The 25,984-nt window shown below is 57.7% G+C and carries 18 protein-coding genes; 16 read left to right on the top strand and 2 right to left on the bottom strand.

Annotated features, from left to right (window positions below; translation table 11 throughout):
* Window positions 1–108 precede the first annotated feature (108 nt).
* Complete coding sequence (locus tag E1J53_RS17460) at window positions 109–2,001, bottom strand: SUMF1/EgtB/PvdO family nonheme iron enzyme (RefSeq protein WP_134271272.1); 1,893 nt, start codon at window positions 1,999–2,001, stop codon at window positions 109–111.
* Window positions 2,002–2,763: 762 nt separating this feature from the next.
* Between E1J53_RS17460 and E1J53_RS17455 the strand changes: the two genes are divergently transcribed.
* From E1J53_RS17455 to E1J53_RS17440, 4 genes are all read left to right on the top strand, one after another.
* Window positions 2,764–3,306, top strand: a complete 543-nt coding sequence (locus E1J53_RS17455) for an RNA polymerase sigma factor (protein ID WP_134271271.1) — start codon at window positions 2,764–2,766, stop codon at window positions 3,304–3,306.
* Window positions 3,306–4,079, top strand: a complete 774-nt coding sequence (locus E1J53_RS17450; protein WP_134271270.1) for a HEAT repeat domain-containing protein — start codon at window positions 3,306–3,308, stop codon at window positions 4,077–4,079. Before E1J53_RS17455 ends, E1J53_RS17450 begins: the two co-directional genes overlap by 1 nt.
* A 73-nt stretch (window positions 4,080–4,152) precedes the next feature.
* Window positions 4,153–4,920 (top strand): hypothetical protein, encoded by a 768-nt coding sequence (locus tag E1J53_RS17445; protein WP_134271269.1) that lies wholly within the window; start codon window positions 4,153–4,155, stop codon window positions 4,918–4,920.
* A 138-nt stretch (window positions 4,921–5,058) separates the two neighbouring features.
* On the top strand, window positions 5,059–5,826 hold the full coding sequence (locus E1J53_RS17440; RefSeq protein ID WP_134271268.1) for a DUF4097 family beta strand repeat-containing protein: 768 nt from the start codon (window positions 5,059–5,061) through the stop codon (window positions 5,824–5,826).
* A 774-nt stretch (window positions 5,827–6,600) separates the two neighbouring features.
* Here E1J53_RS17440 and mtaB read toward each other — a convergent pair.
* The gene (gene mtaB / locus E1J53_RS17435; protein ID WP_134271267.1) at window positions 6,601–7,944 is read right to left on the bottom strand and encodes a tRNA (N(6)-L-threonylcarbamoyladenosine(37)-C(2))-methylthiotransferase MtaB; all 1,344 of its coding nucleotides are present in this window, start codon (window positions 7,942–7,944) and stop codon (window positions 6,601–6,603) included.
* A gap of 328 nt (window positions 7,945–8,272) precedes the next feature.
* Here mtaB and E1J53_RS17430 point away from each other — a divergent pair, with 328 nt between their 5' ends.
* The 12 genes from E1J53_RS17430 to E1J53_RS17375 all read left to right on the top strand — a co-directional run bounded on the left by E1J53_RS17430 (window position 8,273) and on the right by E1J53_RS17375 (window position 25,943).
* Window positions 8,273–9,016 (top strand): glycosyltransferase family 2 protein, encoded by a 744-nt coding sequence (locus E1J53_RS17430; protein WP_134271266.1) that lies wholly within the window; start codon window positions 8,273–8,275, stop codon window positions 9,014–9,016.
* 45 nt (window positions 9,017–9,061) lie between these two features.
* The gene (locus tag E1J53_RS17425) at window positions 9,062–9,964 is read left to right on the top strand and encodes a hypothetical protein (RefSeq protein WP_134271265.1); all 903 of its coding nucleotides are present in this window, start codon (window positions 9,062–9,064) and stop codon (window positions 9,962–9,964) included.
* Between the two features lie 63 nt (window positions 9,965–10,027).
* Window positions 10,028–10,705, top strand: coding sequence for an HAD family phosphatase (locus E1J53_RS17420; protein ID WP_134271264.1), 678 nt, complete (start codon window positions 10,028–10,030; stop codon window positions 10,703–10,705).
* 64 nt (window positions 10,706–10,769) lie between these two features.
* The gene (locus E1J53_RS17415) at window positions 10,770–11,606 is read left to right on the top strand and encodes an AraC family transcriptional regulator (protein WP_134271263.1); all 837 of its coding nucleotides are present in this window, start codon (window positions 10,770–10,772) and stop codon (window positions 11,604–11,606) included.
* 332 nt (window positions 11,607–11,938) lie between these two features.
* Window positions 11,939–13,624, top strand: coding sequence for a DUF1800 family protein (locus E1J53_RS17410; protein ID WP_134271262.1), 1,686 nt, complete (start codon window positions 11,939–11,941; stop codon window positions 13,622–13,624).
* Window positions 13,625–13,697: 73 nt separating this feature from the next.
* Complete coding sequence (locus tag E1J53_RS17405) at window positions 13,698–15,317, top strand: DUF1800 family protein (RefSeq protein WP_134271261.1); 1,620 nt, start codon at window positions 13,698–13,700, stop codon at window positions 15,315–15,317.
* Window positions 15,318–15,322: 5 nt separating this feature from the next.
* Complete coding sequence (locus tag E1J53_RS17400) at window positions 15,323–16,879, top strand: DUF1501 domain-containing protein (RefSeq protein ID WP_134271260.1); 1,557 nt, start codon at window positions 15,323–15,325, stop codon at window positions 16,877–16,879.
* A 401-nt stretch (window positions 16,880–17,280) separates the two neighbouring features.
* On the top strand, window positions 17,281–17,715 hold the full coding sequence (locus tag E1J53_RS17395; protein ID WP_134271259.1) for a cold-shock protein: 435 nt from the start codon (window positions 17,281–17,283) through the stop codon (window positions 17,713–17,715).
* 415 nt (window positions 17,716–18,130) lie between these two features.
* On the top strand, window positions 18,131–20,161 hold the full coding sequence (locus E1J53_RS17390; protein ID WP_134271258.1) for a S9 family peptidase: 2,031 nt from the start codon (window positions 18,131–18,133) through the stop codon (window positions 20,159–20,161).
* 418 nt (window positions 20,162–20,579) lie between these two features.
* A complete protein-coding gene (locus E1J53_RS17385; protein WP_134271257.1) occupies window positions 20,580–20,831 on the top strand; it encodes an FUSC family protein in 252 nt (83 codons plus the stop codon).
* Window positions 20,832–20,959: 128 nt separating this feature from the next.
* Window positions 20,960–23,557, top strand: coding sequence for a PQQ-dependent sugar dehydrogenase (locus tag E1J53_RS17380; RefSeq protein ID WP_134271256.1), 2,598 nt, complete (start codon window positions 20,960–20,962; stop codon window positions 23,555–23,557).
* 178 nt (window positions 23,558–23,735) lie between these two features.
* Window positions 23,736–25,943 (top strand): carbohydrate binding family 9 domain-containing protein, encoded by a 2,208-nt coding sequence (locus E1J53_RS17375; RefSeq protein ID WP_134271255.1) that lies wholly within the window; start codon window positions 23,736–23,738, stop codon window positions 25,941–25,943.
* The last annotated feature ends 41 nt before the right edge of the window (window positions 25,944–25,984 follow it).

Here is a 25,984-nt window from a genome sequence, read left to right as displayed (position 1 = left end):
AAAGCCAGTCGACGTGCAACGTCTCCACCGAAGTAAACGCCGAAGGGCCTGTCCCCAAAAAATGAGCGGGTAGGACCTCGCGGTGCTGCTCATTAAAAATTACCCACCCTAGTAAACATTGCGGGCAATTCGAAACCCAAATAGGATACTGCCTGACAGGGGGTTGAAATCATAACGACTTGTCGTGCTACAATCCTGCAGGTAGTCCCAGTAGCTCCCCCCGCGCAAAGCGCGGTTTGTTCCCGTACTGGGTCCCCGGGGGTTATCTTGTGGAGACTGCTTATAATAATCCCCCGCGTACCGATCCCAGCACCATTCCCAGACGTTGCCAGACATGTCCGCCAGTCCCAGGTTATTGGCCCGCAGCATCCCCACCGGCCCCGGACCGGCTTCCTTGCCGCCATATTTGGCGAAATCCGCGATGTCTTCCTGACTGAAAGTACCCGCCCATTTTTCCCGCTGGCCGCCACTGCGGGCCGCGTATTCCCACTCTGCCTCGGTGGGCAAGCGGTAGCCGTTGGCGGTCCAGTCGGCCGTGACCGTAGTGCCACTGACCCGATACACTGGCTTTAGCCCGTGTTGCTCGCTCAACCAGTTGCAGTAGGCAATCGCCCCGTACCAGTTGACCGTGGCTACCGGATGGTCACCCATCCCTTCCTTTGGCGTAAAGCTGTTGCCCGATTCGTTGATGTTTGCATTTTCGGTGGTGAGACACCACTTCTTTCCTCCCTGCTCCTGGTTACCCACGGCACTCAAAAACTCGGCGTATTCCCGGTTGGTTACTTCGGTTAGGCCCAGGTAGAACTCCGTCAAGCTTACGGGGTGCACGGGCTTTTCGTCTCCAGATCCTCCACCGAATTGGTCGCCCATTTGGAAGGTACCACCGGGGATCAGGACCATGTTCTCGGGGGGTGGAATGACACTACTGCAGTTGAGCGCCCTTAGGCGATCCAGCAATAGCGACGCATAAGGACTTTCGGGATAATCAGCAAGGAACTGCAGGTAGGCTTCACAATCGTCCCGTCGCTTAGCGGTTTGCCAGGCGGTAAACATCCGCTCCTCCGCTTCACAAGGTTCCAGTTTTTGTCGGGCTGGCTCCACGAAATCACCGTTGGGGTGCTTTTCCAGATAGGCTTTGTATGCCGGACAGGAATCTTCGGATTGTGCCCGCTGCCAATCACTGAGGTCCGTCTTGATTTCCTCCGGATCACGCTCTAAATTTTGGTAGAAAAACAAAAATCGGGAGCCCGGATCATCGCTACCGAAATCACCCCCTCCAGGAACGGGGGCGGAGGCCTTGAGGTAATCCGCAAAAAGCACACTAGCCGATAGGTAGCCGTTGGCGCTGCGGTGCGTCCGCAAGCCATTCAAAAATTGCCGTGCCAGGGTCGAACGGTCGGGGGTTTCGTTGTTCTCTCCATCGGAGGTGAAGAACAGCCGGGCGCGAAAGCTTTTATGATGCAGACGCACCAAATCTTTGGCCTGATCCCCGCGTCGGCCGAAGTTGCGATCAGTTTTATTACGCCAATTCGGGTCAAAAGTGATGGAGTGGCAAGCGTCAATCGTGACCAGAATATGCTGACAAGCGATCTGGTCAATTTTGTTGCGCCAGTAATCGTATTCAATAACCCGTTCGTAAAGCTTGCTGGGGTCACCATCTTTGGGGATGAAGTAGCCATTGTTTCCCTCCTGTACCCCGTGACCACTAAAGAAGATCAGCAACTGCCCCTGCTGATCATATTCCCCGGAGGCGAAAAGCTGCTCGTATTCATGAATCTTACTCGCAATGTCCGCAAAGGTAGGATTGGATACCACCTCCGTACGAAACCCATAGCTATCCCGTAACTCGTCAGCAATTTTAGTGACGTTGTCAATCGGATTGGAAAGGGGAGCCATGTGCTCGTATTCCTCCACCGCAAAGAAGAGGGCGTAGTCAGTAGCCGTAACGGGCAGGGCCAGCAGTAGCCACGGGGCTAGGAGAAAATAAAACCGTAAATTCATTAGATAGGGGATAAGGCTACTAAAGATAGGGGATTCGCCGTACACCCTCAGTATATCAGCCTTTGGCGCGCGTCGACCTCGGCAAGTCCGGAGCTAAAACTATTACTTGGACGGTCCCAGCCCTTAGCGGTGGGTGTCGCTTGGATAATTGATCAATACAATCCCGGTGGCCCCTAATAACTTATGGGCGAGGGACCGTGAAGCGCAGCGGAATACTCGGCTCAGCCGGTACAGGTGCAAAGTCTTGCTTGCGGAACAGAATTTTAATTCGGCCGACCAAGCCGGTCCTTAGAAGAAAGGATGCTACATTTCGGGGCAAGGCATAGATATATGAAAACTTGAGGAACCGCCTCCAGTGGGAGGCATTTGACGTGGAACGTCTCAATCCGATTGGGCCCCGGAGGGGTCCTCCTCCATGAGCGAGGTCTGCAAGTCGATGCTCGGCATCGACTCAGGGCCTCGCGACAAAGAAAGTATCCAAGAACACTCCGGGCCAGCACATAGCCTTTTCTGCCTTAGCCTAAACGACCGGCTTGCGGAGCAAGCCTTTCCCGAAATCCCTCTCTCTGGATTTCGCTTTCCGGCTCCGAGGAGCGCTGCTTCCTTTTTCATTCTTTCTTCTTCCTCTTCCTTCTCCTCCACCTCAGCCCTATCCTTAATCCTGAAGCCTTCATCCTTAATCCTAAATTTTTTTAACCTTACTGTAACCTTTTCCGAAAACTACGGTACCCCCATCGAAACCACCGCAGAACAACCCCGTAAATGCGAACCGACGAAACCATTATGCAGTCCGTTGCCGACGGAGATCTCGCCCAGCTGGGGGAGCTCTACGGTCGCTACCGCGACCAGTTGTACGGTTTCCTGGTGCGCCGGACGCGGGACGCCGGAAACGCCGAAGACCTCCTCCAGGTCACCTTCGAGCGCATCCTGAAGTATCGCCAGTCCTACCAGTCAGAGAACAGCTTTCGGGCCTGGATGTATGCGGTGGCCCGTAACGCCCTGACCGATCAGCAAAAGCTGAATGGTCGGATGCCCCGACGCAACGGCGTCGACCTCGGGCAACTCCCCCTGGCCTCCCCCTCAGTCCAGACCGAGTGGATGGATCAGGAAACCCGCAACCAGGGCAAAGCCGCCCTGGCGGCCCTGCCGGCCAGCTACCGCGAGGTAGTGGACCTGGCGTGGAAACGCGGACTGAAATACCAAGAAATCGCCGAGGTTCTCGGCATCACGGAGGCTAACGTCAAGGTGCGCATGCACCGGGCCACGAAGCAACTCCGCGTGAACTACCAAAAATTAAACCACTGATGGACGTCTTTGACACCACGGATCTGATCGATTACCTCGGTGGGGAGCTCTCCACCGAACGCCACCGGGCCCTCGAAGCTCGGCTGGCTACCGACGAGGCACTGCGGGAGGAATTGGCCGACCTGCGGGCCCTGCAGTCCGACATCCGCGCCATCCCCGAGCCGCGGCCCTCGGCCGCGGCGGACACCCGCTTCGCCGAAATGCTGGCCCGGGAGCAGGCCAAACTGGCTACCACCAGCACTACTCCTAACCACGGGCAGCCCCCGGCCCGCGTACGCCGACTCCCCCAGTGGGCCGCGGCCGCCGCAATCCTCCTGCTGGCCTTCGCCGGGGGGTGGCTCCTGCGGGGTGCCGGACAATCCGATACCGAACGACAACTGGCCGCCGCCCGCGAACTGATGCTCGACCTGATGAAGGACGACCGCAGCAGCAAGCGCATGCAGGCCACTACCGTAACCCTTGACCTGCCCGTGGCCGACCCCACGGTCATCGAAAACCTCGCCTACCTGCTGCAAAACGACGAAAACCCCAACGTGCGCCTCGCCGCCCTCGACGCCCTGCGCCGATTTTCCGACCTCCCTCAGGTCCGGGAAGAACTGCTCCGGGCACTGGAAACGAGTCCGCCCGAAGTGCTCCGGTTCGAGCTGATCGAGACCCTGGTGCAACTGGAAGAAAAACGGGTACTCCCCATCCTCGAAGAAATGATTGACGCCGACAGCTTACCCCAACCGGTGCGGGACGCCGCCCAGATGGCCAGCTTCAAGCTGATTTAAACCGTGACCCTCGGTCACCCTCCTCAATAACCCCCCGTTCCCGAAAATTTGCGGGACGACAAAGTGAAATACCATGAAACTTCAAACGATTCTATTCTCCTGTCTTTTTCTCTTTTCCCTCGGCCTCGCGGCCCAGTCCGAATACAAGGTAGCCGCCTCCGGTAAAACCATTGAGTTCAGTGAACTGGACGATCTGACCATCGTCGGCGTCGCCGGCTCGGAAATGATCATCAGCCGCAGCATGGACGATGAGGGCGACAAAAAAGAAGACCCCCGCGCCAAGGGCCTGAAGAAAATCAGTGCTTCTGGCCGACAAGACAACACCGGTTTTGGCGTGTCCGTCCGCACGGAAGGGAACGTAGTCACGGTCGAGCAAGTCGGCAAAAGTAACGGGGCCATCGTGATTCAGGTTCCCAACTCGGCCGCCGTTAAGGTCAAGCAGTCCACCTACCGGGGGACGGACCTCAAGGTATCCGACTTCAGTGGCGAGCTGAACGTCAGTATGCACTACCATCAGGTGATGCTGGACAATTGCACCGGCCCCCTGGCCGTCAATACCATCTACGGCGGCATCAAGGCGATGCTCAACAAAGCCCCCACCAAGGAAATCCGCCTCCATTCCACCTACTCCAACGTGGAACTGCAGATGCCCAACAGCACGAAGGCCAACCTCCGACTGTCCACCAGCTACGGCAGCATGTACACCGACTTCGACGTACAGGTCAAGGGCGGTAGTGAGCTCGGCGACGATGAAGGCAACCTGACTGGCCTCATCAACGGCGGCGGAGAACTGATCTCCCTGCGGGCAACCTACAAAAACATCTACCTTCGTAAAGGGTAATACCCAGCGGGCACCGGGGGCATTCCCCCTGTCCCTGGTGCCTACTTGCTAATCCTCGACGGTTGATTGATTTCCGTCGGATTCTTTCCTCCCCGGTCGACGGATGATTATCCGTCGCAACCGCAAATAACCCAACCCATGTTTCGCCTCCTGTTCTCCGGCCTGCTGATGCTGGCCACTAGCTACTGCTTTGCCCAAACCGACCAGACCATTCCCCTGGAAGGTGCCACCAAAGTCCACATTTTTGCCGCCTTCAGTGGGGTAGAAATTACGACCAGCCCGGTTCGCGAAGTATCCCTCACCCACATCCTCTCCGTCGACGGAGAAGATCGCCCCGACCTCCGGGAACTGAGCGTTGAACGTTCGGGAAATACCCTGACCATCCGGGAAGTAAAACCCACGGCCAAGCTCATCAACCGGGAATCCGGCGGAGGTAACGTTACGACCTTCCACAGTGAAGACCGCAGCCAAAACTACTATCGATCGGGGCAGGACATGACCGTGGTGGAAGCCATTCTCAAGGTCCAGGTGCCAGCGGGCGTAGCGGTGACCGTAGAAACCGTCTACGGGGGCGTTAAAGCCACTAACGTGCGGGGATTGACCGAAGCGAAGGCCAAATACGGTGCCATCGACGTAGTCTTTACCGAAAGCACCCGCTTCGGCCAGCTCAAGCTGAACAGTGAGTACGGTGCCGTGGACCTGACGGTTCCCCGCGGTTTCAGCGGGGAGGTGGACCTCACCACCCAGTACGGCAGTCTACTGACGGACCTCGACATTGACGTCGACACGGAACGCAGCAAGGAAAAGAATTTTTACCAGCACGTAGTGGGAAGCGTTGGCGGCGGCGGTGCGCTGGTGCAGTGCAAAACCCCGTACGGCAATGTCTACTTGAGGGAAGCCCAGTAAGCACTTCCCACACCAACCCTATAAGGATTATTGGTCTCTATTAATTATCGGTATTTAGTTGTCCTCCTGGGCCTGGGTCTATTTCTGATTGCTGGAACCCGGTGGCCCAGGAGGTTTCGATTTTTCCGCTCGGCTAACCAGTCAGTGCGCCTCGCGCCTACCCGAACACACTTCTTCTCTCACGACCGGCCTGCGGAGCAGACCTCTTCCACGACCGAATCGTGTTTGCCCGACCAAGGAGGGCGCAGGGTTTTTATGGGAAGATATCCGGCGCCGTCATTGACTCGACGTGGAACGTCTCAACCATCGGGGTGCACCTCCCTCGGACCACGAAGCGTGCAACAAGCGCAGCGCGTTGCTCCTTTGTGTGTCCTTACCGGCTTAATTTACCCTTCTCTCACGACCGGCCTGCGGAGCAGACCTCTTCCACCTCCAGCTGGTGCTTGCCCGACCAAGGAGGGCGCAGGGTTTTTATGGGAAGATATCCCGCGCCGTCTTGGCTCGACGTGAAACGTCTCAACCATTTTGGGGTGCGCTGCCCCCGGACCACGAAGCGTGCAACAAGCGCAGCGCGTTGCTCCTTTGTGTGTCCCCACCGGCTTAATTTACCCTTCTCTCACGACCGGCCTGCGGAGCAGACCTCTTCCACCTCCAGCTGGTGCTTGCCCGACCAAGGAGGGCGCAGGATTTTTATGGGAAGATATCCCGCGCCGTCTTGGCTCGACGTGGAACGTCTCGACCGTTGGGGGAGCAAGCCTTTTCCGGTGTCTTCTCCTACACCGCAGCCTCCGCCACCTCGGCGTTGACCAGGCCATCTTCCCCGATCTCCCCCAGCTTCATGTCCACCAGGTGATTGATCCAGCTGTCTTCGGCGGGGAAGGACACCCGGACGTAATTATCCGTGAATCCCTGGAGAATGCCCTCCTCTTTGGATTTCTCCAGCAGCACGGGGCGAACGTCTCCGGCGTAGGCTTCGTAATGGGCGCGGCGCTTTTTCTCGCTGAGGATATTGAGCATTTTGTTCCGGCGCTTGCGTTCGGCCATGGGCACCGCGCCGTCCATTTCGGCGGCGGGGGTGTTGGCCCGCTCCGAATAGGTAAAGACGTGGAAATAACTGACGTCCAGCTCCTGCACGAAGCGGTACGTTTCGAGGAAATCTTCTTCCGTTTCTCCGGGGAAGCCTACGATGAGGTCTACGCCAATACAGGCATGTGGCATGACCTGCTTAATGTGGGCTACACGCTCGGCGTAGAGTTCCCGTTTGTAGCGCCGCCGCATCTGGGCCAGTTGCTTGTTGTTGCCGCTCTGGAGGGGCATGTGGAAGTGGGGCGCGAAGCGCTTACTCTGGGCGACGAAATCGATGATTTCGTCCGTGCACAGGTTGGGCTCGATGCTGGAGATGCGGAAGCGGGTGATGCCCTCCACCTCGTCCAACGCCCGGGCCAGGTCCACGAAGAGCGCCTCCTTACGGGGGCGTTGGCCTTCGATGACGGAGGTTCCGTTTCCGAAATCACCGATGTTGACGCCGGTTAGCACGATTTCTTTGACGCCGCGGGCGGCGATGGCCTCAGCGTCCGCTACGATTTGCTCCACGGTACTGCTCCGGCTTTTTCCCCGGGCCAGCGGGATGGTGCAGAAGGTGCATTTGTAGTCGCAGCCGTCCTGCACCTTGAGGAAGGAGCGCGTCCGGTCGCCAAAGCTGAAGGAGCTGATGAAGGTATCGGCTTCCTTGACTTCTCCGGCCCGCACCATACCCTTTCCGGCACCGGTACCGATGCCGTCGATGTACTCCAGGATGCGGAATTTCTCGGCCGCCCCGAGCACGAGGTCTACCCCTTCGATGTCGGCGATTTCTGCCGGCTTGAGCTGCGCGTAGCAGCCCACCACCACAATCTTGGCACCTGCGTTCGCGCCCAAAGCACGACGGACGATATTGCGGCACTTCCGGTCGGCAAAATCGGTTACCGAGCAGGTATTGATGACCACGACGTCCGCGCCCTGGCCAAAGTCTACCTCCTGGTACCCGGCGTCCGTAAACTGCCGGCCGATGGCCGAGGTCTCGGAGTAGTTGAGCTTACAGCCCAGGGTGTAGAAGGATACCGTGCCGATGGTTGCCATGTGGGGGAAGAATGAAGGAGGAAGTATAAAGAATGAAGTAGGAAGACAGAAGAATGAAGCGGTGACGGATACAGCCGTCGAAAGGGAAGAACTAACTTAACGCGCAGGAGTAAGGTCTGGTTTTGGCGGCGAAGCCTTTATGCGACTAGCACTTTGGGCAACGGCCCCGAGGTCCGTAACTCGTTGGGATCGTCGATTCAAAATGAATGCAACGGCGTGCGGGTGCAAAGATCGTTAGTATGGTCGGGGTGAACAAGGAATGTCAAGCCAACTTGGAGCGTACACTCTTAACTTCGGGCTAATTTTCCTTGAGTAACTTTGCGCGCCTATGTATAAAGGTAAGAAAGTCGTAGTGGTGATGCCGGCCTACAATGCCGCGCTGACCCTGGAGAAAACGTACGGGGAAGTCCCCCGCGATCTGGTGGATGAGGTCATCCTTTGTGACGACGCCAGCGGAGATGACACCTCGGCGCTCGCCAAACAACTCGGGGTGGACCACGTGATCACCCACAAAAGGAACAAGGGATACGGCGGCAACCAGAAATCGCTCTACAACAAGGCCCTCGAAATTGGGGCGGACATCGTCATCATGGTGCACCCCGATTACCAGTACACCCCCCTGCTGATCCCCTCCATGGTGAACATCATCGGCGAAGGGCTTTATCCCGTCGTGCTGGGGTCCCGCATTCTGGGCAAAGGCGCCCTGAAGGGAGGCATGCCACTGTACAAATACGTGGCCAACCGCTTCCTTACCGCCACCCAAAACCTGCTGGTCAACTACAAACTCAGCGAGTACCACACCGGCTACCGGGCCTTCAGCCGGGAGGTGCTGACGACCATCAACTTCAACGCCAACGACGACGACTTTGTCTTCGACAACGAGATGCTCTCCCAGATCATCTACCACGGTTTCGACATCGCCGAAGTGACCTGCCCCACCAAGTACTTCGAGGAAGCCAGCTCGATCAACTTCCGGCGCAGCGCCAAGTACGGCCTCGGCGTCCTGCGGGTCTCGCTGATGCACCGGCTGGCGAAGTGGGGGGTGGTGAAGCCGGGGATTTACCAGGATTGAGGATTAAGGCTTGAGGATTAAGGAAGAGATTGAAAACCCAACAGAGTGAAGAACACCTTCCACCACTTATTCATGGCACCTTTGGATGTACCTAAGAGTCGTCAGGAAATGATGGACCTGATTAAAATGACCATCGTTTCCCCAGAAATTGCATCCGAACTACCCGACTTGTCGGTGCTTGAATACGATGAACGGGGCCACTTAGCATCTGCTTATGAAGTAGATGACCTTATGGAGAAGCACTCGATATCACTAGCCGATGAAATTATCGGAATGCCTTATGAGGAACATCCCCCGCATGTCCCTCAAGTTTTAATTAAATCACCAGTACCTACTGGAATCACCATTGGAGGCACAAATGAAACCATCACTTTACCAAACTCAGGACCGATTAGCGTTCCTTTTCAGTACATCGGAAAAGTTAGGCGAAATACTCCGGAGCTTTTCTGGCTACCCTTTGAAGAGCTCGAAATAATTTATCCTCTACTCTCCACAATAGATGGCTATATCTTCCTTGACTATACCAAACCCGATGCCCCGGTATTACTTGAGGTAGCTGGAGCAATTTATAATGAAGACTACTACAAAGACTGGCCTATTTCCGCTAGACTCCAATACAAGGAGGTTCACCTACAATCAATCTCTCTGAAAATGGCTCAAGACGCTGAAGAAAGAGGAGAATACCTGGAAGAGTTTGGCAACCTTGGCATTCCCTACTGGCAACAAGACTATCAACTACCCTATTGTCCAAAATCAGGGAGGTTAATGAAACTCATTGCTTCCTTTACTACCTATGGGTCTATCCCTTTGTTACATAGCGATTACCAATTCAGTGACCCTTCTAAGAATAACAATATCGCCCACCTTTCCTTTTGGGGCAGCGGCACCCTGAACATTTTCATGGAGCCCGAAACCAAAATAGTGGGCATGATCGTACAGGGTAGCTAACCAGCAACTCAGTAACTAGCACCCAGCAACTCCTCAACCAGCAACCAGCAACCAGTACCTCCCATGATTCCACTCAAAGGTTTACTTTTCGACTTAGACGGCACCCTCGTTGACAACATGATGGTTCACCACCGCGCCTGGCAACGAAAGTTGCGGGAACTGGGCCTGGACTACAGCCTGGAGCGCGTGAAGGAGGAAATCCACGGCGTCAACCTGGAGATCCTGGAGCGACTCTTCGGGGATCGGTTTACGCTGGAGGAGTGCAAGCAGATTGCCTGGGATAAGGAAGCCGCCTACCGGGACATCTTCGCCAGCGAGCTGCACGACCGTACCGTGCCCGGCGCGCTGGACTTCATCCGGCGGGCGCACGAGTTGGAGGTGCCCATGGCCATCGGGACGGCCGGCCCGAAGGAGAATGCCTACTTCGTCTTAGATGGACTTGGTCTGACCGAACTGATGGGGCACGTCGTTCATTCCGGCATGGTGAGCCGGGGCAAACCGAACCCGGAAGTGTTTGCCCAGGGCGCGCACGCCCTGGGCGTGCCCCTGGAGGAATGCGTCATCTTCGAGGACAGCGTCACCGGTGCCCAGGCCGCCAATAATGCGGGCTCGCCGGTAATCGTGCTGACCACCACCCACCAGGAAGAGGAGTTCACCGCCCAGCGGGTGGATGCCTTCCGGCCCGATTTTCAGCAGCTGCGAGTCGTAGTCCAATCGGGAGCGTTCTTTCTTGAGTATTAGGTCCAATGGTCGGCAGGCGACACCGGTCGGGGCAACCTGCGGGGAAGCACGCCGTTAATTGTCCATGGTCTATACCTACACCGAACACCACACCACGGCGTATCTGGGGCTAACCGAAAAGGAGCCGAGTTTTAGTCGCTCCCTGGTCAGGGATCGGGGAAAGCCCTACCTCACCATCGCCTGGAATCGCGGCCCGGAGCAATCCGTGGTGGTTGATGAAGTGCGGTATACCCTGGAGGAGAACGACATCATTTTACTGGTCTACGGGGATACATTCACCTTCGAACGGGCCGAACAGATCACCGCCTGGCAATTCAACCGTGATTTTTACTGCATTGTGGATCACGATAAGGAAGTGAGCTGCGTTGGCTTCATTTTTTACGGCCTGCCGAGTCCGATGGTGGTCAAGCTCAGTCCGAAGGAGGTGCGGAGTTTTGACCTGCTCTATCAGGTCTTCCTGGAGGAGTTTGGCAACCACGACAACATCCAGGCGGAAATGCTGCGCATGTTGCTCAAGCGGCTCATCATCAAGCTGACCCGCATCGCCCGCGAACAGCACCTGGCCAACGAGATGCGGGACGAGGAGCTGGACATCGTCCGGCGGTTCAACCTGCTGGTGGAGCAAAATTTCCGGGAATTTCATCAGGTGCAGGATTACGCAAACATGCTGCACAAAAGTCCCAAGACGCTGAGTAATCTTTTCCGGCAGTCGGGGGCGGACAGTCCGCTGAAGATTATCCAGCAGCGCGTCGCCCTGGAGGGGAAGCGGTTGCTGTTGTATACGGATAAGGACGTAGCGGAAATCGCTTACGAAACGGGCTTCAAGGAGGCGAGCCACTTCAGCCGATTCTTTAAGAAATCAACCGGGCAGACGCCGGGGAACTTTCGGAGGAGGGAGTAGTGGGAGGATTTAGGCTTGAGGATTTAGGAGTAAGGCTGAGGTGAAGAAGGAAGATGAAAGAAGGAAGAAAAAATCAGCGCTCCTCGGATCTGTCGAGAGCAGCGAGCTGATCCGAGGTGTCGCGGAGTTAAGAAGAATTAGTTAGACAACTTGGTCGAGACGTTCTACGGTAAGTTCCTGCCCGAGACCTCGTAAAAGCAAAGACACCTACGAGGACCGGGCAGAGGTAGGTGTGGTTAAGGAGGGGAAAGCTGAAGAAGTTTCAAAAAATTTATTCTCCTCGGGCAACCATTCGGGTTGGTCGGCATCAAAGGGGCAAATCAGCTTCGCCGATGACCACGATGAACCGCCGCCGCTTTTTCCGGAACAGCCTGGCACCTGCGGCCCCTCGCCCCGAAAAAGAGTCCTCCTCCATTGCCCTACCTACCTTTTCAGGGTCGGGCCTGGCCCCCTACGCCGGTTCCTGGACGCGACAGGAGGCCGGGCACTTGCTGCGCCGTACCACCTTTGGCGCTCCCTACGCCATGGTGGGCGAAGCCGTGGATATGGGTATGGACGCTACGGTAGACCAACTCCTGGCCGATCAACCGCTGCCCGATCCACCGCTGACGACCAGTACCCGGGATGGCGGGTCGGCCGTGGGTGAAACTTGGGTGGACAAGCCCTACGGTGACGATCTGACGGCCTCCCAATTTAGTCGCCTCATCAACTTGTCGGCGTGGCTGACGGAACTCATGTACCAGGAAGGCATGAGCGTGCGCGAATCCATGACCCTCTTCTGGCACAATCACTTTGCCATTAACGTATTTGTGGAGCCCAAGTATGCCTACCGCAATGTGGCTACCCTCCGGGCACACGCGCTCGGCGATTTTCGGCAGTTGGTCAAGGACATTACCATTGACCCCCTGATGCTGGCCTTCCTCAACGGAAACGAAAATACCGTTGAAGCACCCAACGAGAATTATGCCCGGGAACTGATGGAATTATTTACCATCGGAAAAGGTCCGCAGGTCGGCCCCGGAGACTACACCAACTACACTGAAGACGACGTGGTGGCCATGGCCCGGCTACTGACGGGCTGGCGGAACTTCGGCGCCCTGCAACGGTCAACCGACGGAAGCTTCGGTTCCGTTTTCCGCCCCTTCCGTCACGACAACAGTACCGTAACTCTGAGCCACCGTTTTGGTAACCGCCAGGTGGCCAGTTCCGGCGAAGACACCTACGCGGACCTGGTGGACATCATTCTGGAACAGGAGGAAGTAGCGCGGTTCATCGTCCGTAAAATTTACCGCTGGTTCGTGTACTACGAAATTTCCGAACAAACGGAAGCCGAAGTCATCGAGCCCCTGGCCGCCGTTTTCCGGGACAATGATTATGACGTGAAGTCCGTGCTCAGCGTCCTGTTCCGGAGCGAGCATTTCTTTGACGTGCTGAGTCAGGGGCCCATGATCAAGCATCCGGTGGATTTTACGGTTGGTCTGTTTCGGCAACTTGAGATTCCGGTGGTCGGCAATCCCCGTCAGCGGGAGCAACTCTACGTTGGTATCATCAACTACGCCGACAGCATTGGCATGCGGTACTTTGACCCGCCCAGCGTAGCCGGCTGGAAGGCCTTCTATCAGGAGCCCCTGTATTACCGGACCTGGATCAACTCAACGACCCTGCCGCGCCGGCAGGAACTAAGCCAGGCGCTGCTCGCCACCAATCTGAACATCCGGGGCTACGGCCCGGTAAGCTTCCGGCTGCTGGACATCGTGGAACAGTTCCCCGAACCGGGAAGCCTTTGGCCCATGATCGAAGGCTGGACACAGCTGCTCCTCCCCCGCCCCATCACGGAAGGCCAACGGGAATTCCTCAAGGACGTGCTCCTGCCCGGTCTGCCGGATACGCAGTGGGCCGTGGAGTGGGCGGATTATCAATCCAACCCCGACGATGAGGCCATCGCGCAGGCCCTGGAAAACAAGTTGCGGGCCATGGTGCTCTCCATGCTCGAAATGCCTGAATACCAACTCAGCTAGTACCATGCCGTCCATCCCCGCATTCGATCCGAGCGTTTCGCCGCTTATCTTGAAGCGGATAAACCGGTAAGCCATGAAAAATCATCAATTCACCACCTATCGTACGGTACGGAACGGTCTGACGCCCTATTCGGGGCCCTGGACCCGGCAGGAAGCCGCACACCTGTTGCGGCGAACGACCTTCGGGGCGAGTTACGCCCAGGTGACTGAAACCGTCGCCAGCGGCCTCGCCGCTACGCTGGATGAACTCCTGCAGGACCAGCCGCTGCCAACGCCACCACTGATCGTCTCCGATCAGGACGGTGGGACCATCGGGGAGACCTGGGTAGACAAACCCTACTACGTGGAGGCGGGTATGGGGGGCGTCAACGCTCGGAACCAGAGCCTGACGGCCTGGATCAGCCGACTGATGACCGACGAAGCGTTCTCCATCCGGGAAACGATGGTGCTGTTCTGGCACAATCACTTCGCCATCCGCTCCATTCAGGAGCCCAAATACATTTACCGCAACCTGGACACCCTGCGCCAGCTGGCCCTGGGAAATTTCCGGGAAATGGTGAAGGCCATCACCGTTGACCCGGCCATGCTCCGCTTCCTGAACGGCAACGTCAACCGGGTCGGCTCCCCAAACGAGAACTACGCCCGGGAATTGCTGGAGTTGTTTACCATCGGCAAGGGGCCACAGGTCGGCCCCGGAGATTACACCCACTACACCGAAGACGACGTCCGGGAAATTTCCCGCATCCTGACCGGCTGGGTGGACTACGGTTACTTCAACACCCGCAACGGTGACTTTGGCAGCAGCTTCGTGCCGCAACGCCACGATACTGGTCGGAAGACACTGTCGCGTCGGTTCGATCTGGCCGTGATCAATAATGCCGGGGAGGAGGAATACGGTAACCTCATCGACGTCATTCTGGAGCAGGACGAGGTGGCGCGGTTCATCGTCCGCAAGCTCTACCGTTGGTTCGTGTACTACGAAATCACCGACGAGGTGGAGGCGACGGTCATTGAACCCCTGGCCGCCATCTTCCGGGACAACGACTACGAAATTAAACCGGTGCTGGCGGCTTTCCTGGGCAGTGAACACTTCTTTGACGTCCGGTCTCAGGGCCCCATGATCAAAAATCCGCTAGAATTTCTCTACGGAATGCTGCGCAGTCTGGAGTTGCCCTTCCGCACCAATACGCCGCTGCGGCAGGTAGCGGTGGACAACGCGGTGGCGCGCGCTGCGGGTGGACTGGGGATGTTCCACTTCAACCCGCCCGACGTGGCCGGTTGGAAGGCCTATTACCAGGCCCCGCTGTACTACCGGATGTGGATCAACTCCGTCACCCTGCGGGAGCGGGGGCGGATCGCCGACGTACTGGTCAACATCGGGGCCGACCTGGGGGAATTCGGTTTCTTCCGGGTGGAGCTGCTGCCGCTCATCAATCAGTTCCCTACGCCGGGGAACCTGACGGCCATGATCGACGAGCTGGCGGGGCATCTGTTCCCCCGCCCGATCACGCAGGCACAAAAAGATTACCTCAAAAACCTGGTGGTTCCCGGGCTTCCGGACTCGCAGTGGTCCATCGAGTACGCCGAATACCAGGCTAATCCCAACGACGAAAACATTATCGCGGCTCTGGAGACCAAACTCCGGCGCACGGTAGCGGCCATGGTGGCCATGCCGGAATTTCAACTCAATTGACAACCATGAAAAGAAGATCTTTCCTCCGTAAAGCTTCCCTGCTGCCGCTGCCGCTGATCCTGAACCAGTTCAAGCTCTCGGCGCTCTCCCAGCCCTTTCTGGCCGGAGAGATGAACGATGACGACCGGGTGCTGGTCCTCCTCCAGCTGAACGGCGGCAACGACGGACTGAATACCCTCATTCCGCTGGACCAGTACGACAACCTGGCGGCCGTCCGCAGCAACATCATCATCCCGCAGGGTGATCTGCTGCAGGTGGAAGACACGGCGGCTTTTCACCCCGCCATGAGTGGCATTCGTTCCCTCTACGACGAGGGGAAAGTAGCCGTTTTGCAGGGCGTAGGCTACCCCCAGCAGAACCGTTCTCACTTCCGGTCCACGGACATCTGGAACACGGCCTCCGACGCCGACACCGTGCTCACCACGGGCTGGCTGGGCCGCCACCTCGACGCCCGCTACCCGGGTTTCCCGGGTGATTACCCCTCGGTGGAGGAACCCAGTCCCTTCGCCATCGTGATGGGTAACTCCGTTTCCGAAACCTGCCAGGGCACCAGCGGAAACTTCAGCATCGCCATTGCGGACATCGACAACGTTGGTCAGCTGCCCTCCTTCGACGGAGGTGCCGACCTGAACACCCCCTACGGTCGGGAGTTGGACTGGCTGCGGATCACGATCGCCCAGAGTAACGAATACGCCACGGGCATCAGTGAGGCCGCCGAGATGGGCAACACCATGGTGCCCTACCCCGAGAACAACGAAGTCGCCGCCAAGCTGCAGAGCGTTGCCCGACTGATTTCGGGGGGGCTGCGCACCAAAGTGTACATCGTAGAGCTGGGCGGTTTTGACACCCACGCCGATCAGTCGGTAGCGGGAGAAACGGGCACGGGGGTACACGCCAACCTGCTCCGGACGCTGTCCGAAGCCGTGGCCGCATTCCAGGCCGACCTGCAGGCCCTCGGCCTCGAAGAGCGGGTGTTGGGGATGACCTTCAGTGAGTTTGGTCGGCGGATACGGTCCAACGCCAGTCAGGGCACCGATCACGGAGACGCCGCGCCGCTCTTCCTCTTCGGCAGCTGCGTGAGCGGGGGCATTACGGGAGAAAGCCCCGAGATCGACCCCGCCGTGGGCGTGCAGGAAGGCGTGGCCATGCAGTACGACTTCCGCAACGTATACGGATCGGTTCTCATGGACTGGTTTGGCGTCAGCGAAGAAGCCGTGGGGGAACTGCTGCTGGATGACTTCAGCTACGTTCCGGTACTTGCTGCCTGCAACGCCACGACGTCGATTGGGGCGAGGCCGCAGGTGCAGAGTCCAGACCTGACGGCAGCGCCCAATCCCTTCCGGGAATCCTTCACGGTGTCCTTCGTAACCGGCAACGAACGGGCTCGCCTGGCGCTCTTCAACGCCATGGGCCAGCAACTGCGGGTCGTTTCCGATCGGTCCTTCTCCGCCGGAGCGCATCAGCTCAACGTCGAAACCCACGGATTACCCGCCGGTGCTTACTACATCCACCTCACCCTATCAGGCGGCCGCCGCATCACGCGGCGGGTGGTCAAGCAGTAGGCACACCACTAATTAAGAGCTTGTTTGGAATTTAGTAATCGGCCTCCATTTGGCCTTTTTTGGCGCTAGCTTCGTTGGGGAAATCCTCATTTAGCGCTGCTAAACTCCGGGTTCCCCGCCTTGCTACCACCAAAAAAATCTCAAATTCGGCCAGACGACCAAAATCCAAACAAGCTCTTATATCATTATGCCCACTTGTGGAAGCTCCGTTGGCCAGTCGGCCAGCGGAGTTTTCTTTTAAAGTGGCCCCGCATCACCGTCGTAAAGCACCGATATTAACCCCATCTATACTTTAATGACTACCTTGTCGCCTTCCACGTTACGTTCAAGATATTTTTAATTAGTGTAGTAAGCTAGTTGCTCATGTTTGGATTTAACCATTACTCAATAAAAAAATCCACATGGCGGACAGCTTTAGTAAAAAAGAACGCGCAAAAAAGAAGCGCAAAAAGGCACAAGACAAAAAGGACCGAAGAGAAAGACGCAAGCAGGAGGGAAAGACCCAAATTGAGTTCATGTACGTGGACGAAAATGGCAACTTGACCACAGAACCTCAGGACCCATCAAAAAGGTCCGTCAAGCTTGAGGACGTCGAGATTGGTGTTCCGAAAAGTGAAGACACCGATGAATCTCGCTTTGAAAAACAAGGAAAGGTCAAATTCTTCAACGCAGAAAAGGGCTATGGCTTCATCCTCGACGTGGCCACCGACCAAAGCTATTTTATCCACGCAAATGACCTGGAGGTTGAGATTGATGCCGATGACGCGGTAACCTTTGAAGTAGGGAGTGGCCCCAAGGGGCCGATTGCGATTAAGGTAAAGAAGGTCGCGGAATAGCGGATCAACAGGGGGGAAGCACCCTTGAGTACCAACCTTCTGCTAGAATACTAACCCTGCCGCAGTCCATGCTGGTGGGGTGGCGGAGCCGTTCTTTGTCGGGAGAGAACCCCGGAAAACCGCCCCCCCTGTAAGGCATCACGTAGCCTGGAGAAAAGCTCCACTTGAAGCATTGTGGGTTAATCAACTGAACTTCCGTCTACAAGTAGGCTTAGTCGACGTGGTCAAATTTCTCAGCAAAAATTGTCACCATTTCACCCCCCATCAACCGGTAAGCTCAATCGACGAAAGCCCGGTTACCCGGCCCTACCCCAAGGAACTTTGCACCTGCGGTCCCTCGTCCGAATTCCCCCCAAAACCCTATTTTACCCCACGCCTTCGGCCCTCCCTTCCTAACCACACAACCCACCCAGCCATGCCCAGCCCCAAGCTGATCATCCTTTTCCTCCTTCTCTGCGGCTCCCTGCTGCTTTCCGCTCAGGATAAGCCCCCCTTCACCAGCATGGACGTTTTTGACCTCGAATGGGTGACCGCCCCCGCCATTTCCCCCAACGGCGACTGGGTCGTCTACCAACGCCGGGGCATGGACATCATGAAGGACCGCCGGACCTCCCGGCTGTGGCTGATCAAAGCCGACGGCACCGAACACCGAAAGCTCACCAGCAACGACGTCAATGAATCCGCCGCCGTGTGGTCGCCCGACGGCACCCGCCTAGCCTTCGTGAGCAGCGGGGAACACGGGTCCGAAATTTACGTCTACTGGCTCGCCGCGGGCACCATGGCCCGCCTGACCCAGCTCGAGCGCTCGCCCTCCGGGCTCAGCTGGTCCCCCGACGGTAAGCACCTCGCCTTCTCCATGCTGGTCCCCGGCCAGGAGTTGAAGCTGGTCAGCGGCCCCCGCGCCCCACAGGGGGCCGAATGGGCCGCCGCACCTCGGATCACCACCCGTGTGAAGCACGAAGCCGACGGATCGGGCTATATGGAGCCGGGCTTTGCCCACTACTTCGTCATTCCCGCCGACGGCGGGAGCCCCCGGCGGGTAACCTCCGGCAACTACCACCACCGCGGCGCCCCTCAGTGGACACCGGACGGGCAGCACCTCGTCTTTTCCGCCAACCGCATCGACGATTGGGAATACCGTTTCCGCAATTCGGAAGTCTACCGCCTCCACCTCGCCACCGGCGAGATCACGGCCCTGACCGAGCGCGACGGACCGGACCGCAGTCCGGCCGTATCCCCCGACGGTAAGCAAATCCTCTACCTCGGCTACCCGGACAAGATGCAGACCTACCAGATCACCCGCGTGTACCTGATGAACCTGGACGGCAGCGGGAAACGGGAAATCCCCCTCACCCTTGACCGGTCCGTGAGTGACCTGAACTGGAGTGCCGACGGCCGGGGCTTCTATTTCCAGTACGACAACGAAGGCTCCTCCCTGGTGGCCCACGCTACCCTGGAGGGTAAGCATACCGATCTGGTAGAAAACGTCGGGGGAACCTCCGTGGCCCGGCCCTACAGCGGAGGCTCCTATTCCGTTTCTAACGGCGGGAAGGTAGCCTACACCCTCACCAGTCCCTACCACCCCGCAGAGCTGGCGGTGCAGACTAGGGGTGGCCAACCGCAGCGGCTGACGCACGTCAGTCAGAGCTTACTGGACTACCGCAAACTCGGCCAGCTGGAAGAAATATGGTATACCTCTAGCGTCGATGGCCGCAAGATTCAGGGCTGGGTGGTGTATCCGCCGGACTTTACGGAGGGTGACTCTTACCCGCTGCTGGTCGAGAACCACGGCGGTCCTATCTCCAGCTACGGACCGCACTTCTCTCCCGAAGTGCAGCTCTACGCCAGTGCCGGCTACGCCGTTTTCTACCCCAATCCACGGGGCAGTACGAGCTACGGGGAGGAATTTGGCAACCTGCTCTACCACAATTATCCCGGCGAGGATTACAATGACGTCATGGACGGCGTGGACGAACTGCTCAAGCGCGCCTACTTCAGCGAAGACAGCCTCTTCGTGACCGGCGGCAGTGCCGGCGGCATCATGACCGCCTGGATGATCGGCAAGAACAACCGCTTCCGTTCGGCGGCCGTGATCAAGCCCGTGATGAACTGGATCAGTAAGACCCTGGTGGCCGACAACTACTACGGCTACGCCTACTCCCGTTACCCCGGGCAGCCCTGGGAGAACCCCATGGACTACTGGAAATTCTCCCCGATCTCCCTGGTCGCCAACGTGGAAACGCCCACCCTGGTGATGGTCGGCAGTGCCGACCTGCGCACGCCCCTCTCCGAAGCCAAGCAGCTCTACCACGCCTTAAAACTGCGCAAGATTGAAACGGCCCTGGTGGAGGTGCCCGGCGCCTACCACTTCATCGCCAACCGCCCCAGCCAGCTGATCACGAAGATCAACCACATCGTGGCCTGGTTTAACCGGTATCGGAAGTAGCTGGTTGCTGGGTAGGGAATGACTTTACAGCACCTCGAAGTGTGCGCAGCACCTTTGAGTGTGCGTCCGGGGGACCTAACCCAAGTTGCTGGTTGTCTAGTTGCTGGGCAGGGAATGACTTTACAGCACCTCGAAGTGTGCGCAGCACCTTTGAGTGTGCGTCCGGGGGACCTAACCCAAGTTGCTGGTTACTGGAGGCTTCATTGCTGGATAAACAATTCACCCTGCGCGCCATTCAGTCCGCGCCGTGGGGTAGTTTTTCTGGTTGAGGTCACGATTTTTTTGGCGAGGGATCGTGAAGCGCAGCGGAATACTCGGCTCAGCCGGTACGGGTGCCTTGCCTAGCCCGGGTGCCGTCTTTTTCGGAACGTCTTATTTTTGTTTTCAACTTCTGTGTACACCTAAACTATCGTCAAAAATGGAGCAACCTAATCTGACCAACCTCACGGACGAAGAACTGCGGAAAGAAGCCAAAAGGCTGAAAAAGAAGCCCGTCATTCACGCCTTTCTCATTGGCTTTTTGATCGGCATCATCGTCTTCAGCGTCGCGGTTAATTCCTTCGGCTTTTTGATGCTCATTCCGCTGTTTCTCATCTACCTGCTAACGCGTCCCTCCAAAGAAGATGAAGCGCTGCTGGCCCTGATCAAGGAGCGGAATTTGGATGCGTAGCTTTTCCCAACCAGCAACCAGCAACCGCGCCACCAGCAACTCCAATAAAGTCCCCCACCCGACACGCCAGTCCCGATGCGTCAGGCCGCTTTTTCCTACTTTTAGGGTCGCAAATCCCCCCATAACCAGTGATTAGTAAATCTAAGGCCGCCGTGATGGTCGGCTTGTTCAGTATTTTGTTGTTGTCCATGATGGCCTCCGTAACCCGCGCCCCCGGCGCGATGGGCGCCTACCTCAACGGGGTATTCCCCGACATTACGCCCGGCTTCGGCGGGGCCTGGTACCTGGAGAACAACCTGCCGGAAATCGATATCCTCGCGCCGCTAAAAGTCCTTGAATTCCCCAACTCCGAGGACGTGCTGATCCTCTGCAAGACGGGACAACTCTGGCGGGTTAACCTGGAAGCCCAGACGCAGGAGCTGGTGCTGGACATCACGGACCGCACCGTCAACTACAGCGAAGCCGGCGCTATTTCCATCGCCCTCCACCCCGAATTCGGCAACCCCGACTTCCCCGACAAGCAACTGGCCTTTATCTTCTACCGCTACAAACCGGAGCCGGAAGTTCACGACCACCTCGGGTACAACCGCCTCGCCAAATTCAGCTGGGACGAAGACGCCCAGCAATTCGACAAAGCCTCGGAAGAAATCCTGATTCAGCAGTACGATCGCTCCGCCTGGCACAACGGCGGCGGACTCTTCTTCCACGAAGGACTGCTTTATCTGGCCGTTGGGGATGAGGGCGAACCCGATCACCGGACTGAATCCAATCAAACGCTGGAAAGGGGGCTGTTTTCGGGCCTGCTGAGAATCGACGTCGACAACGACCCCACCCGCAGTCATCCCATCCGTCGCCAGCCCATCGCCAACGCCGCGCCACCCGAGGGGTGGCCCCAAGAAACCTACACCCAGGGCTACATGATCCCCAACGACAACCCCTGGCTCAGCGAAGCGGGGGACATCCTGGAGGAGTTCTACGCCATCGGCATCCGCAGTCCGTACTCCACCCACTTCGACCCCCAGGAAAATACCATCTGGATCAGCGACGTGGGCTCCAGCAAACGGGAAGAAATCAACCAGGTGGAGAAAGGAGACAACCTCCAGTGGAACTTCCTGGAGGGAGAAGACTGGGCCGGTGGCCGCCCCGACTCGCTGATCGGCAACGAAAAAGCCCCCCTCTTCCACTACGGTAATGACCTGGGCAACTGCGTCATCGGCGCCGGCATTTACCGCGGCTCGGAATTCATCTACCTCAACGGTCGCTACCTCTTCGCCGATTACGTGCGGGACAACATCATGGTCCTCCGCACCGATGTCAACAGCGCCCCCGAAGCCGAAATCCTGTTGACGGATTTCGGACCGGAGCCCGTCGACCTCCCCCAGTTCAGCAGCATCTCGGGGATGCACTACCTGTCCAACGGAGAAATCCTCGTCACGACCATCGCCTGGCCCTTCCGGGAAGGCGGACGAATATTGCACCTGCGGCAACGCCAAGCCGTTCCCGATCCTCCCGCAAAGCTCTCGGAACTCGGGGTGTTCACGGATCTGGAGCGCCTGGAAGTAGCGGACGGCATCATTCCCTACGAGGTCAACGCTCCGCTGTGGTCGGACCGCGCCATCAAGCGGCGGTGGATGGCCATCCCCAACGACGGGGAATTTAACCAGGCCAGCGAGCAGATTAAATTCAGCGAAGAGGAAGACTGGGAGTTCCCCGAAGGCACCGTCTTCATCAAGCATTTTGACCTGCCGACCTCCACCTCCAATCCGAACGAACGCGTGAAGCTGGAAACGCGCTTTTTCATCATGGCCAGGAACAACACGGCCTACGGTCTCACCTACAAATGGAACGAAGAGCAGACCGAAGCTTACCTCCAACTGGACAACTCCAGCGCGACTTACGACATCCAGGACGAGGGGCAGTCGGCGGGGACCCAACGGTGGGATTTCCCCGGTCGGGATCAGTGTATGTCCTGCCACAACTCCAACGCCAACTTTGTACTGGGCGTCAAAACCCACCAGCTCAATTCGGAGATGTATTATCCCTCGCTGGGCGTTTCCAAAAATCAACTCCAGTACCTGAGTGACCTCAACGTTATCGACCACGACGACAACGACTGGAGTGATTACCCCCGGGCCTACGACCTGAATGACTTCGTGAGTCTGGACCTCAGAATCCGTTCTTACCTCGACGCCAACTGCTCCTCCTGCCATCGTCTCGGGGGCATCAGTGGCGTCACGATGGACCTGAGGTTCCACACGCCGCTGGAATCCAAAAACATCATTGAACTGCCCACCCTGAGCCAGACCTCCGGTCACGACAACCTCCTCGTGGAGCCCGGCAATCACGCCGCTTCGGAGCTGTGGATTCGGGACCAGACTCGGGGAGACAACCAGATGCCACCCCTCGGCACCAACCTCGTGGACGAAGCCTACGTCGAGGCCCTCGCCGAATGGATCGATGCCATGGGAGAAGAGGAAGTGGACATCGAGCACTTCATCACCTTCCCCAATCCCAGTAACGGCTGGATGGTCGTGCGGGCCAACGCCAACTGGCAACTCCCGCTGCGGGTGGACGTCTTCAGCGCCGACGGCAAATTGGTCCACACCGAAGAGCACCGGGAACATACGATGCACCTGGGCCTGCAGCGCGTAGGATCCGGGGCCTTCATCATGAGCGTCACGGACGCGGCCGGGAATTCTCATGCCGAACGGATTGTGGTTCGGTAGGGTGTGGAGTAGCATAGCGGGGGGAAATTAGCCACAACGTATCGGCGTCTGCCGGATGCCTGCCACTATTCCTACGAGTTCCTGGGACGATTGGGCGCGGAGCGCAGGTGCAATGGAAAGAGAAGGAGGCAAAGAATAATTATCTTACCCGCGTTTTAGACTAGTAGTTACGCCCACTATGCCTGCATCCAACTCCCTGCGGCCTGCCCTTGCGGCGGGCTTGCTCCTGTGGTTATTCCTTCCTCTTTCCCTGGCCGCCACCGATACGGAACGTCCCGTAGCGCGGGCGATGGGCATCGACGCCGGTCCGGAAATTGACGGCGAGGTACGCCAGGACCCGATCTGGGCGAGTGTTCCCGCCTTCGGGGACCTGACCCAGGCCCAGCCCAGCTTTGGCCAGGCCGCCAGCGAGCCCACCGAGATTCGGGTGGCCTACACGGATGAAGTACTCTACGTGTCGGTGGTCTGCTTCGATACCGCCCCGGACGCCCTGGTCGTCTCCGACGCCCGGCGAGATGCCTCCCTGGACGACATGGATGCCTTCCTCTTCATTCTGGACACCTACAAAGACAACCAGAACGGCTTCGTCTTCGGCACCAATTCCGTAGGTATCGAATACGACGCCCAGGTGGACAATGAAGGGCAGGGCAATTTCAACGCCAACCGCCAGCAGGGAGGCACCATCGGGGGCTTCAACCTCAACTGGGATGGTGCCTGGGAGGTGAAAACCCAGGTCGGAGATTTCGGGTGGAGTGCCGAATTCGCCATTCCCCTGAGTACCATCCGCTTCCAGACGGGCAAGGACTGGGGCATCAACTTCCGCCGGAACATCCGTAAAACCAACGAAATTGCCTACTGGGCCCCCATGCCCATCGGTCTGGACCTGAACCGCCTGTCACTGGCCGGCACCCTGACGGGACTTGACCTGAAGAGCCCCGGCAACCTCAAAGTCATTCCCTACGTACTCGGTCAGGTAGCCCGGGACAACGAGGCCGCTAACCCCTCCACGGACTTCACCCCCGAAGTCGGTGGAGACATTAAATACAGCATTACCCCCAGCCTAACGCTGGACCTTACCTACAACACGGACTTCGCGCAGGTAGAGGTAGACGACCAGCAGGTGAACCTTGACCGGTTCAACCTCTTCTTTCCGGAGAAGCGTCCCTTTTTCCTCGAGAATGCCGGTCTCTTTTCGGTGGGGAGCCCCGGGGAAGTGGACCTCTTCTTCAGCCGGCGCATCGGCATCGCCGATGACGGCAGTCAGGTACCCATCATCGGTGGGGCCCGCCTTTCCGGCAAGCTCAACCGCACCAACGTAGGCTTTCTGTCCATGGTCACCGATGACGTAGATGCTGCGGGGATCGGGAAGAATAATTTTACCGTTGCGCGGGTAAACCACGAATTTCAGGGGCGGTCCGCCCTCGGGGCGGCCTTCATCAGCCGCACCGGCGTGGGCCACGCCGAAGACGACTTTAACCGCGTGATGGCGGTAGACGGCAAACTGGGCCTGGGAGATCGCGCCCGGATGAGCGGTTTTCTGGCCACCTCCAACGGACCGGGAGATGAGGAACAGCAACACGCCTTTAAGTGGGAAACCCGCTACAACTGGAACAATCTGGAGATGCGGCTGGGCTATACGGAGGTGGGAGAAGGCTTCAACCCAGAAGTGGGCTTCCTCCTGCGGGAAGCCTTCCGCAAACCCGAGGCCCTGGTGTTGTATCACCTGCGCCCGAAGAAAAAGAATTCCAAAATCCTGGAGCATCGCCCCCACATCTCCTACCGCTCCTACTGGGATTTTAACGGAAACCTGCAGACCAGCTTCCTCCACATTGACAATCACTGGGAATACAAAAGCGGCCTGGAGTTCCACACCGGGATTAACTTCCGCACGGAAGGCGTCGTCGATTCCTTTGAAATTTCTCCCGACGTCTTTGTCCCTCCCGGAACCTACGACCACGCCGAAGCGCAGTTGGTGTTTTTCACCAATCCCAGCAATCCGGTATCCATCAATCTACGGTCGGTCATGGGCGGCTCCTTCGGTGGAAGTCGCTACGTCAACAGCGGTACGCTGCGCCTTCGGTTCGGCGACAAGTTCAATTCTGAGTTTACCTACCTCTACAACATCTTCCGATTGCCCGGTGGCAACTTTAATGCCAACATTTTCCGCAGTCGGCTCTCCTACTCTTTCACTCCCAACCTCTTCGTGCAAAGTCTGATTCAGAACAACCAGGTGACGGACCTCTGGGCCGTCAACCTACGTCTGGGCTGGCTCCAGCGGGCCAACACCGGTCTTTTCATCGTTTATAACCACAACGTTCGGGAAGGAGGAACGCTCAACAACAGCATCGTTCTGAAGTTCTCCCGGATGTTTGACGTGCTGCGGTAACGGAAATACGGCGAAGGAACTTACCTTGGGAACAAACCGCT

The organism is Lewinella sp. W8 (assembly GCF_004375085.3).
GTDB lineage: Bacteria > Bacteroidota > Bacteroidia > Chitinophagales > Saprospiraceae > Neolewinella.
The sequence above is the reverse complement of the archived record's forward strand: the minus strand, read 5'-3'. Positions and strand labels throughout refer to the sequence as shown.